Origin of the sequence: Shewanella sp. POL2, from assembly GCF_000282755.1 — a bacterium.
GTDB lineage: Bacteria > Pseudomonadota > Gammaproteobacteria > Enterobacterales > Shewanellaceae > Shewanella > Shewanella xiamenensis.
This window is the reverse complement of the sequence record NZ_AKZL01000123.1, coordinates 1-10,930: the sequence shown is the minus strand read 5'-3', so window position 1 is coordinate 10,930 and position 10,930 is coordinate 1. Positions and strand designations below refer to the sequence as shown.

At 47.7% G+C, this 10,930-nt stretch carries 11 protein-coding genes, 1 tRNA gene, 1 rRNA gene and 1 pseudogene; 10 read left to right on the top strand and 4 right to left on the bottom strand.

Features of this window, described 5'->3' with window-relative positions; genetic code table 11:
* Nucleotides 1–65 precede the first annotated feature (65 nt).
* The 4 genes from rrf to SHEWPOL2_RS20435 all read left to right on the top strand — a co-directional run bounded on the left by rrf (nt 66) and on the right by SHEWPOL2_RS20435 (nt 1,332).
* A 5S ribosomal RNA gene (gene rrf, locus SHEWPOL2_RS20450) occupies nt 66–181 on the top strand.
* Between the two features lie 36 nt (nt 182–217).
* Nucleotides 218–294: transfer RNA gene (locus SHEWPOL2_RS20445), tRNA-Asp, on the top strand.
* A 306-nt stretch (nt 295–600) separates the two neighbouring features.
* Complete coding sequence (locus tag SHEWPOL2_RS20440; protein WP_011624688.1) at nt 601–855, top strand: YkgJ family cysteine cluster protein; 255 nt, start codon at nt 601–603, stop codon at nt 853–855.
* Between the two features lie 21 nt (nt 856–876).
* A complete protein-coding gene (locus SHEWPOL2_RS20435) occupies nt 877–1,332 on the top strand; it encodes an Rrf2 family transcriptional regulator (protein WP_037431159.1) in 456 nt (151 codons plus the stop codon).
* Here the strand turns inward: SHEWPOL2_RS20435 and SHEWPOL2_RS20430 are convergent.
* The 4 genes from SHEWPOL2_RS20430 to gpmM are packed head-to-tail and all read right to left on the bottom strand — an operon-like array spanning nt 1,307 to nt 6,017.
* Nucleotides 1,307–2,062 (bottom strand): divergent polysaccharide deacetylase family protein, encoded by a 756-nt coding sequence (locus SHEWPOL2_RS20430; protein ID WP_037431157.1) that lies wholly within the window; start codon nt 2,060–2,062, stop codon nt 1,307–1,309. The two genes, SHEWPOL2_RS20435 and SHEWPOL2_RS20430, sit on opposite strands and share 26 nt — an antisense overlap.
* Nucleotides 2,063–2,074: 12 nt before the next feature.
* Complete coding sequence (locus tag SHEWPOL2_RS20425; protein WP_037431155.1) at nt 2,075–3,280, bottom strand: S41 family peptidase; 1,206 nt, start codon at nt 3,278–3,280, stop codon at nt 2,075–2,077.
* A gap of 48 nt (nt 3,281–3,328) precedes the next feature.
* Complete coding sequence (locus SHEWPOL2_RS20420) at nt 3,329–4,462, bottom strand: peptidoglycan DD-metalloendopeptidase family protein (protein ID WP_037414470.1); 1,134 nt, start codon at nt 4,460–4,462, stop codon at nt 3,329–3,331.
* 10 nt (nt 4,463–4,472) lie between these two features.
* On the bottom strand, nt 4,473–6,017 hold the full coding sequence (gene gpmM / locus SHEWPOL2_RS20415; protein ID WP_037431153.1) for a 2,3-bisphosphoglycerate-independent phosphoglycerate mutase: 1,545 nt from the start codon (nt 6,015–6,017) through the stop codon (nt 4,473–4,475).
* A 265-nt stretch (nt 6,018–6,282) separates the two neighbouring features.
* On the opposite strand from gpmM, the gene SHEWPOL2_RS20410 reads away from it, so the two are divergent.
* From SHEWPOL2_RS20410 to SHEWPOL2_RS20385, 6 genes and pseudogenes are all read left to right on the top strand, one after another.
* Nucleotides 6,283–6,717, top strand: coding sequence for a rhodanese-like domain-containing protein (locus tag SHEWPOL2_RS20410; protein WP_011620881.1), 435 nt, complete (start codon nt 6,283–6,285; stop codon nt 6,715–6,717).
* 256 nt (nt 6,718–6,973) lie between these two features.
* Nucleotides 6,974–7,459, top strand: coding sequence for a protein-export chaperone SecB (secB, locus tag SHEWPOL2_RS20405; RefSeq protein WP_011620882.1), 486 nt, complete (start codon nt 6,974–6,976; stop codon nt 7,457–7,459).
* A 4-nt stretch (nt 7,460–7,463) separates the two neighbouring features.
* Complete coding sequence (gpsA, locus tag SHEWPOL2_RS20400) at nt 7,464–8,480, top strand: NAD(P)H-dependent glycerol-3-phosphate dehydrogenase (RefSeq protein WP_037431152.1); 1,017 nt, start codon at nt 7,464–7,466, stop codon at nt 8,478–8,480.
* A gap of 240 nt (nt 8,481–8,720) precedes the next feature.
* Nucleotides 8,721–9,905 (top strand): NAD(P)/FAD-dependent oxidoreductase, encoded by a 1,185-nt coding sequence (locus SHEWPOL2_RS20395; protein ID WP_037431151.1) that lies wholly within the window; start codon nt 8,721–8,723, stop codon nt 9,903–9,905.
* Between the two features lie 21 nt (nt 9,906–9,926).
* Nucleotides 9,927–10,247: a hypothetical protein gene (locus tag SHEWPOL2_RS20390; protein ID WP_037431149.1), complete on the top strand. Its 321-nt coding sequence runs from the start codon at nt 9,927–9,929 to the stop codon at nt 10,245–10,247.
* Between the two features lie 92 nt (nt 10,248–10,339).
* Nucleotides 10,340–10,930: pseudogene (locus SHEWPOL2_RS20385) on the top strand (transposase); the annotation flags it as partial.

The following is a 10,930-nucleotide window of genomic DNA, read 5'->3' as shown; positions in this document are numbered from 1 at the left end:
TACTCAATACAGCTTTCCTAATTCATTTACTGCCCACATAAGATGGGGAGTAGATACCAAATTTGCTTGGTGACAATAGCATTGTGGTCCCACCTGATCCCATCCCGAACTCAGAAGTGAAACGCAATCGCGCCGATGGTAGTGTGGGGTCTCCCCATGTGAGAGTAGGTCATCGCCAAGCGCCTAATTTAGCTTAATGCACAAACGTTAAGTTAAAGGAGCGGTAGTTCAGTTGGTTAGAATACCGGCCTGTCACGCCGGGGGTCGCGGGTTCGAGTCCCGTCCGCTCCGCCAACATAAAGAAATAAGCCTCATCGAAAGATGAGGCTTTTTTCGTTTATTCGCCGGATAAATCTACTCAGACTAACTATCAACGGTGCTGTACTCTGTCTCATTCTTGTAAGTTATTCTGATACCATCATTTTTATTAAAAGAATTGAGCCGTTTTCGTTATGATAGACAGCTTATTTTTACGGCTGGACAGGTCAGTTTTTCATTTGTGGGTGAGGTGGTTGTGCGCCACTTGGCAGTATTGAACTGTGTTTCTGCCCACAGATAAATTAAACGGTATAATGTTTACCAATTTTTACGAGTAATAAAATGAATTGTCGCCTAGGCTGTGGTGCTTGTTGTATTGCACCTTCAATTAGCAGTGGGATCCCTGGAATGCCAAATGGTAAGGCGGCTGGGGAGCGCTGTGTGCAGCTCAGTGATGATAATTTGTGTTTGATTTTCGGCTCGCCTGATCGTCCTGCGGTTTGTAGTGATTTTGAAGCGTCTTTAGATGTCTGTGGGGATTCTAACGAAGAGGCGCTTTGGTTGATCACAAACCTTGAATCTCAAACATCTCAATAGTTTATTGCTGACAGGTGAATTATGCAGTTAACACGCTATACCGACTTTGGTGTTCGCACGCTGATGTATTTGGCGGTTCAGCCCGATAGAACAACCCTTTTTAGGATCGCAGAGATTACCGAGGTCTTCGATTTGTCACCAAATCATGTCTCGAAAATTGTGCATCACTTAGGCAAGTTAGGTTATCTAGAAACCATACGCGGTAAGATGGGGGGCTTTCGTTTAGGTAAACCGGCGAGCGAGATTAATCTTGGGCAACTCATTCGTGCGTTAGAGAACTCGCTGGCACCGATTGATTGCAGCAAACCTTACTGCCGCTTCACTCCCGCCTGTCAGTTGAAGGGCGTATTAGCCCAAGCGGTTGAGGCGTATTTAAGCGTGCTCGATCAATACAGCTTGGAGGACATTGTAAGCAATCGAAATGAGTTGCTAGCATTGCTGCCAGATATGACTATTTCTGTCTTACAGTTGGATTAGCGCCTTTCTCATGGGCTAGTTCGATGGGCAACAAGCGTGATGTCGGTACTAGCTCAATTCCTTCCGCCTTTAGGCGCGCTAAGTTCGTTTTTAAGAAGTGAATGGTTTCGGGGTAAGGATGCGCGATGGCCACTAAACTGCCTTGCGCGTGAGCCTGGCTTATCATCAAGTTAAACTGTTTTTCCAGCGCTGTTGCACTGACGTCATTATCGAGAAAGAGTTGGCGTCGTAGCAGTGGCACGCCGAGTAAATCTGCCTTATCTCCCGCCTTAGTGAATTTGGTTGTCATGCTATCGACAAAGTAAAGCTGCTTCTGCTTTAGCGTTTCCATTACCCATAACATAGGATCATCGAGCTGCGTCAGCAGGCTCCCCATATGATTGTTGGCACCTTTAGCGAAGGGCACGCTGGCGATAGCAGCAAGTACACTGCTACGTATCTGTGCTTCGCTCATTTTGTTGGTTAAACCGCCAAGCCCTAAGGCTTTACCATTGAGCGCCTGCATGGGTAAGTGCAGCATAATCTCGTGGCCTTTGGCGTGTGCGGCTTTGGCTAGCTTATTGCTGAGCGGCGTGTGTGGCAGCACCGATAAGGTGACTGCGCTGGGGAGTGAAAGCACGGCTTCGTCGGTGTGACGATAGCCGATATCATCGATGATCAAGGCGATTTGAGCTGCATTGCTTGGTGCAATACTGATAGCCAAAAGGGCCAATATATAAAATAGACGCACTATTTCTTCTTATTAGTCATGATGTTGTATCCAAGCAATAGCGGAAATGACTATGTTGTCTTGGCTGACATCGGTTCGTGCTGAGATGGCGTCGATTATAGCCATATTCTTTTGATTGGGGCCAGTTTCGGTTGCAACTTTGATATCTGGCACTATACCGATAGCGTGGATGTTTTCCCCTTTGGGAGTGTTGTACTGGGCGATAGTGAGCTTGATAGCATTGCCGTCGTTCAGTATGGGGATCAGGCTTTGTACTGTGCCTTTGCCGAAGCTGGTTTCACCGAGCAGCTTGGCGCGACCATTCTCTTGTAGGGCTGCGGCGAGGACTTCGGAGGCGGAGGCCGAGCCTTTATTGATCAGCACTAACATAGGCACATTGGTCAGCATGGTTTGGGGGGAGGCGTAATAGTCGGAATTGGCATCGAAGAAGCGGCCTGAGGTAGAGACGATTCGTCCTTTAGCTAGAAACAGGTCGGCAATTTTGATTGCCTGATCCAGCAAGCCGCCGGGATTATTGCGTAAATCTAAAATCAAGCCCGTAAGATGCGCGTTTTGCCACTGGCTTAAACTGCGCACCATATCCTCGGTGGAGTTTTCTTGAAAGCTGCTGAGCCTAATATAGCCGATATTACCATCCAGTAATGTGCTGGCGACAGATTGAATCGTAATAGTGCTGGGCTTAAGGGATACCTCGAACTGGGCGTCATCATTATGGTGCTTTAAGGTGAGGTGAATACTCTGATTGCTGAGGCTATGTTGTTTGATTTGATTGAGGATATCCGCAAGATTGGTTTCGGTGGTTGGCGTGTTATTTAGCTTGATAATGATGTCCCCCGCTTGGATGCCTGCCTGTTCGGCGGGCGAGTTCGCAAAGGGCGCGATAATGCTGATATGGTCTTTATCGCTGGCGACCTCAAAACCAAAGCCGAAGTATTCGCCGCGATTGGAGTCTTTTAAGTCGAGTAACTCTTGGTGATTTAAAAAGCTGGAATAGGGATCTAAGTGCTCAAAAATCCCTTTAATGGCCGCTTGCACCAGCTCATCTTTGGAAACGGTTTTAACGTAATAGGTTTCGACCGTTTCTAATACATCCTGCAATAGCGGGTAGTCGAAGTCACTCTGATATGATTTGGCATTCTCTTGGCTGGAGAGGCTAATGGATAGGCCTAGGCTTAGGCCGAGTCCAAGGCAGACGATATTGCGGATTAGATGTTTCATAGCCGTCCCCGATGTTGATGGGGACGGCCACCTTAGCGACAGTACTGATTAACGACAGTACTTGGCTGGATCGACCGCTTGCCCCTTATACCTTATTTCAAAGTATAGGCCAGGCTCTGTCTGTCCACCGGAACGTCCGACTAAAGCAATTGCTTCACCGGTTTTGACCATGTCTCCAGGGCTTTTTAACAGGGCCTGCGCATGGCCGTAGAGGCTCATATAACCTTTACCATGGTCTATCACCATCACCATACCAAAGCCTTTAAGCCAATCGGCATAGATGACTTTACCGCCAGAAACCGCGCGAATATTTTGTCCTTCGGGCGCAGAGAGCATAGTGCCTTTCCACACCACTTGGCCCGATCTCGGGCTGCCAAAACCAGCAGTAACACGGCCCTTTGTTGGCCATTTGAGTTTACCGCCTTGTTTATCGAAGCCTTCCATCGAAGGATTGTCACGCATGGCCTTAAGCGCTTGTTCAACCACCCGTTTTAAGCTGGCCTCTTCAATTTGCAGTTGTTCGAGTTCGGCACCTTTAGTATTTAAGGTGCGCTGTAATTCATTGAGGGTTAATTGGCGTTGATCTTGTTCTTGATTCAAGCGCTTAGATTGCACTTGTTGCTCGGCCATCAACTTAGTTAATTGTTTTTGCTTGCTGGTTTGGGTGACTTTAATCTCATCCAGCTCTGTGATGGTTTGTTTTAACTCGTTAATCGACTTCATCCGCGCTTTGTTGAGATATTGGTAATAGGCCAACATCCGCTCAATAGTGGCGGGACTTTGCTGATTCAGCATCATCTTAGTGTAATCGTGGTTACCGGCTAGGTATGCGCTCGCAAGTTGTTTTGAAAGCGTATTTTGCTGGCTCACCTTGAGGGTTTCTAACTCTTCCTGGCGTTGCTTGAGTTCGGCAAGCGTATTATCAATCTGCGCCAAACTGGTTTTGGTGCTATTGACCTTTTTGGCTGCCGCCGCAATCGCCTCTTCATCGCTGCGTAGCAGTGCGAGTAACTTTTCCCGCTGCTTACTGGTGTTTTTAAGCGCGCTTTGTTGTTGGTTGATTTGCGCTTGGATGGATTTCAACTCGGACTGACGCTTCTCCAAATCAGAAGCGTAGACCGAGAAAGATAACATCATAAAGCCAGCAATAATGCTGGCTTTAACGGGGAGTCGAGTGCTCACTAGGTAACAACTACTCTTTAACGTGGATTAAGGGCTTACCCGTCATCTCTGCGGGAATGGTTTCACCCATCAGGTGCAGAATCGTTGGGGCGACATCACTCAGTTTACCACCTTCATCTATGGTGGCGTCACGGCCAACAAACACAAAGGGTACGAGTTCACTGGTGTGCGCCGTATGGGCTTGGCCAGTGGTTTCGTCGGTCATCTGCTCGGCGTTGCCGTGGTCGGCGGTAATAATACATTCGCCGCCTACTTTTGCCAGTGCGTCAACTACGCGGCCGATACAGGCATCGACAGCTTCGCAGGCTTTAACCGCCGCATCGAAGTTGCCAGTATGACCCACCATATCACCGTTAGGGTAGTTACAGATAATCACATCGTATTTAGCGGATTCAATCGCTGCGACTAACTTATCCGTCAGCTCGGTTGAGCTCATCTCAGGTTGTAAGTCGTAGGTTGCCACTTTAGGTGAGTTGATCAGGATACGATCTTCACCGTTGAATGGCTCTTCCTTACCGCCGTTGAAGAAGAAGGTCACATGGGCGTATTTTTCAGTTTCGGAGATACGTAACTGAGTACGGCCACGATTTTGCAGCACTTCACCTAAAGTATTTACTAGGTTTTCAGAAGGATAGGCGATAGGCGCTTTGATATCAGCCGCGTATTCGGTCAGCGTTACAAAGTTAACCTTTGGCGTCACTGCACGTTCAAAACCGTCGAAATCGGCATTGATAAAGCTGCGGGTGATTTGACGAGCACGGTCGGCGCGGAAGTTCATGAAAATCAGCGCGTCGCCATCGTTCAAGCTGGCAACTTTGCCTTCGCTATCGGTAATGGCTGAAGACGACACAAACTCATCGTTTTCGTTACGCTCATAAGCGGCTTCTAACGCGGTCACGGCGTTATCGTATTGGAACTTCGCCTTGCCTTGGGTGATCAGATCGTAAGCCTGAGACACTCGGTCCCAACGGTTATCACGGTCCATAGCAAAGTAACGACCAATAATCGAGGCGATACGGCCATGGCCCAATGTAGTAAACAGATCATCAAAGTGGCTTAGGCTGCCTTTGGCGCTGCGAGGTGGGGTATCGCGACCATCCAAGAAAGCATGTAAGTACACTTTAGTGGCACCGCGTGCTACTGCCATGCGGCACATGGCTTCGATATGCTCTTCATGGCTGTGTACGCCACCGGGAGAGAGCAGACCCATAATGTGTACTGCACCACCAGCTTTTACTGCCGCATCAACGGCATCACAAAGGGCTGGATTTTGTTCAAACTCATGATCTGCAATGGCTTTGCTGATACGAGTCAGCTCTTGGTAAACGATTCGGCCAGAACCTAAGTTGATATGGCCTACTTCAGAGTTCCCCATCTGCCCATCGGGCAAGCCTACATCTAAGCCTGAACCTGAAATTAAACCGTGGGCATATTGGGCGTTGAGACGGTCGAGTACTGGTGTGTTAGCGTGGTAAATCGCATTCATATGCGTATTTTCACGGTAACCCCAGCCATCGAGGATCAACAACGCGATTGGACGTTTAGTTGTCGTCATGGTGATACCTTTAAAGTTTAAGGAAGCTAAAGAAATCTGAAATTGGTTAAATATTACTACGTAAGCGGGGTACGAAAAAGCGCTTTACCTAGATTAAGGTCATCGAATCGCTATTTGAGGAGATTCTGTGAGCGCCAAGAGAAGCGAGATGGCGCAAGGGCTGAGCTGTGTTCTAGAACTGTGACTAAACTGCTGCAATCTGCCAAGGCAATGGGTATACTCTGTGCCCTTATCGAATTTTTCGCCATTTATACGGGCTGTAACCATGCAAGAATATATCGAATTTTTTAAGGCTCACACTATGCTAAGTCTGGCTTGGGTGGGTTTGTTTGTAATGCTTGTGGTCAGTGTGATCAAATCGAGCTTCTCTAAAATCAAAAATGTCACTCATCAAGAACTCACCACTATGGTGAACAGACAAGACGCTAAAGTCGTGGATGTGCGTTCAAATGACGAATTCCGCAAGGGCCATATTGTTGATGCAGTTAACGTTACGCTCGCGGATATCAAAAATAATCAGGTTTCTGCCCTTGAAAAGTTTAAAGGTAGTCCCATTATACTGGTATGCAATGCTGGCATGACCTCGTCTCAAGCGGCTCAGCTTTTAAGTAAACAAGGTTTTGAAAACCTGTATAACTTGAAAGGTGGTATGGGTGAATGGCAGGCAGCGAATATGCCTGTTTCAAAAAGCAAAAGATAAGTTGTCGGCGGCAGTTATGCGCTGTGCTGCATAGTTAATTGATTGTGCAGCAGTAGCGTCATCATTGTTTGGCATACTAATCCTGCAGTCACTAAGGGCTTTATTAAGTGTTTAGATTGACTTCACAAGTACCCGTTAAGGGAAAGTAGGGACGGTACTGAGATCTAATACAGGCCTCGTAATAAGCCCGAGCTAAATTGACAAAAAGCCAGCCACAAAAGCGCTGGCATAACATTGATAGGATAGGTAGGAAATTATGGCTGAAGTAGCAAACAACGAACAACAAGCCCCACAATTCAACATCCAACGTGTTTACACTAAAGATGTTTCTTTCGAAACACCTAACAGCCCAGCTGTATTCCAAAAAGAATGGAATCCAGAAGTTAAGTTAGATTTAGACACTCGCAGCGCTAAATTAGCCGATGACGTATACGAAGTGGTTCTGTCTTTGACTGTGACTGCACAAAACGCTGGCGAAACTGCATTCCTGTGTGAAGTACAACAAGCGGGTATCTTCTCAATCGCAGGTCTAACTGAGCCACAACTGGCTCACTCATTAGGTGCATACTGCCCTAACATCCTATTCCCATATGCGCGTGAAGCTGTAGGTAGCTTAGTGGGTCGTGGTACTTTCCCACAACTGAACTTAGCACCAGTAAACTTCGACGCGCTGTTCGCACAATACGTGCAACAACGTCAAGCCGCAGCAGCTGCACCCGCAGCCGAAGAAGCTAACGCTTAATTACATGAAAAACTCTGCCGATATCACGGTGTTAGGGGCGGGCTCTTATGGCACTGCCCTTGCCATCTCTTTAGCCAGCAATGGTCATAAGACCTTGTTGTGGGGGCACGATCCTGCCCATATGCAGACGCTCGCTCAGGACAAATGCAACCAAGCGTTCTTGCCTGGTATTGCCTTTCCTGAGTGTTTACATATCGAAGCCGACTTAGCCAAAGCCTTAGCGGCCAGCAATAATGTGCTGATTGTCGTACCTAGCCATGTGTTTGGCTCGGTATTGGCCCAAGCTAAACCTTTGTTACGCCAAGATGCTCGCATCGTATGGGCAACCAAAGGACTCGAGCCTGAAACCGGACGTTTGCTGCAAGATGTGGCCCGTGATGTGTTAGGCGAGCAATATCCGCTGGCGGTATTGTCAGGACCGACGTTCGCGAAGGAATTAGCCATGGGATTACCTACGGCGATTTCGGTTGCGGGCACTTGTCCTAAATTTACCGCTGAGCTAGTGGAATTGCTGCACAGCCCTAAACGCTTACGTGTTTACGCTAACGACGACTTTATCGGCCTGCAATTAGGCGGCGCGGTGAAGAACGTTATCGCGATTGGTGCGGGGATGTCAGACGGTATTGGCTTTGGTGCTAATGCCAGAACGGCGTTAATCACCCGCGGTTTAGTCGAGTTAACCCGCTTAGGCGAAGCCTTAGGCGCCAGTACTGCCACTTTTATGGGGATGGCTGGATTAGGCGACCTAGTGTTAACTTGTACCGACAACCAATCCCGTAACCGCCGCTTTGGTTTAGCCTTAGGTAAAGGCTGCGATGTGGATACCGCCCAGGCCGAAATCGGCCAAGTGGTTGAAGGTTATCGCAATACTAAAGAAGTGTTTACCCTGGCGAAGCGCATGGGCGTCGAAATGCCGATCACCGAGCAAATCTACCAAGTGTTATACCAAGGCAAAGCGCCCTTGGATGCCGCCAAAGAACTGCTCAGCAGAGAAAAAAAATCAGAAACGCCAGCGCAATAAAGCGCAAGCCGTGATGATGCTGAATAAAATAAAGGGTGCTAAAATAGCGCCCTTTTTTATGTCCGATCGCTATCGCCTTAATGTTACCGGCAGCAGTCGGGCATTGGCTGTATCCATTAAGTGTGGATGCTGAATGCGGAATATCTACCCCAATATCAAAGATCAATACCGTAACTCAGTCTTTGAACTATTTGGGGTGATAGGCAATAGCTAAATCAATTTATCGACTGGAGTATAAGTGTGAAACATCATGATGTAATTATTATCGGAGCCGGCGCCGCAGGATTAATGTGTGCTGCAACAGCGGGTTACCGAGGTCGTGATGTACTGGTACTCGATAATGCCAAGCAGGCAGGGCGTAAAATCCTGATCAGCGGTGGTGGCCGTTGTAACTTTACTAACCTGAAAGTCGAGCCCGCCAACTTTATCTGTGGCAACCCGCACTTTGTTAAATCCGCATTGGCACGTTATCCGTCGCAGCAGTTTATCGAACTGGTTGAGCGCCACGGCATTGAATACCACGAGCGCGACCATGGCCAGCTGTTCTGTAATGACTCGGCCAAAGAGATAGTCACTATGCTGCTGACCGAATGTGAATGGGCGGGTGTGAGCATTAAGCTGCGTACCGATATTCTGGCGGTGAGCAAAACCGAGGCTGGCCGCTTTGAGCTAAATACCTCAAATGGCGAGTTAAGTTGTGACTCCTTAGTGATCGCCACCGGCGGTTTATCTATGCCAAAACTCGGCGCCACGCCCTACGGCTATCAATTGGCCGAGCAGTTTGGGCTTAAGGTGTTGCCAACTCACGCGGGTCTGGTGCCTTTTACTTGGCACAGCGAAGATAAAATTCGCTTCGAACCGCTGTCGGGCATTGCCGTACCGAGCCGTATTACCGCCAAAGATGGTACCGCCTTTAGCGAAGCCTTGCTCTTTACCCACAGAGGCTTATCTGGCCCCGCTATTTTGCAGATTTCCAACTATTGGAAAGCTGGCGAAACCATAGAAATCAATCTATTACCCAATATGGATGCCGCACAGGCCTTAGAACAACAGCTGGCCGCACATCCTAAACAGAGTCTGCGTAATACCTTAAGTCAGTGGTTACCTAAGCGGCTGGTGGAGGTGTTATTTGATGAAGCTTTACTCAACAAAGCCTTAAATCAGCTGGTTCATGCAGAGCGCGCCAAGTTAGTCGACGATCTGCACTGCTGGACAGTCTTAATGAATGGCACCGAAGGCTATCGCACCGCTGAAGTCACTCTCGGCGGCGTGGATACCCATGAACTCTCCTCCAAAACCATGGAAGCCATAAAAGTCCCCGGCCTGTTTTTTATCGGCGAAGTGATGGACGTAAGCGGTTGGTTAGGCGGCTTTAACTTCCAATGGGCCTGGGCATCTGGTGTGGCCGCTGGACAAGCGGTTTAGTCTGTTTGGGAACAATAAAGTTTGAAGAAATATTTAGAAAAATTAAATGAACTAGAAAACGCTTGTCATAACAATTTTAAGGATGACTCAGATGAACATTGGGTTGATGAAGAATACGTCCGTATAAGAGTTGATGCTCTCAAGTTGCTAAGTAGCGCAAGCAAAGAGTTAGAAGCGAATGAACTTACTAGTTTTAGATTGAAAATAGTACAGTTCTTTTGTGCCAATATGGGATGTCATTTAGATATTAAAGTGCTTGAATCTGAAGATGCAAATGTACTGTCGCATAATGAGATCGAATTAATATTGGGAAATTCTCAGTTAGCGCGGTGGTATACGTAAATTTACGAACAAAAACACAGACACCCAGCCTTAATAGCGCGGTAGCTAACCTCCGACTATGCTTTGGTTAAGCATTGAACATGGAGGTTTGTATGCCGCGCCCTCGCAGAACTCAGATAAGTCTTGAAGACACCCCTTATTACCATTGCTGTAGCCGCGTTGTTCGGCGGGCATTTTTATGTGGTGATGATACCTATTCGGGTAAAAACTATGACCATCGCCGCGCTTGGGTCGAATCGCTATTGTTTGAACTTGAAGCGGTTTTTGCTATTGATGTGGCGGCCTTTGCGGTGATGTCGAATCATCTGCATCTGGTGCTGCGAGTCGATATCGAGACTGCCAATCGTTGGACTGACCGCGAAGTGCTTGAGCAGTGGCATAAGTTGTTTAAAGGCGATGAGTTAACGCGAAAATTTGTTAAAGGTGAGTTGGTTGAATCTCATCAGGTCAACAGATTAAAGCACTCAATCGCCCTTTATCGTAGTCGATTATGTGATATCTCATGGTTTGTGCGCTGCCTCAACGAACCGATTGCAAGACAAGCAAATCAAGAAGATAACTGCACAGGTAGGTTCTGGGAAGGGCGGTTTAAATCCCAAGCCCTACTCGATGAAGCCGCTGTGCTAGCTTGTATGACTTACGTCGATTTAAATCCCATCAGAGCACAACTCGCTGATACACCA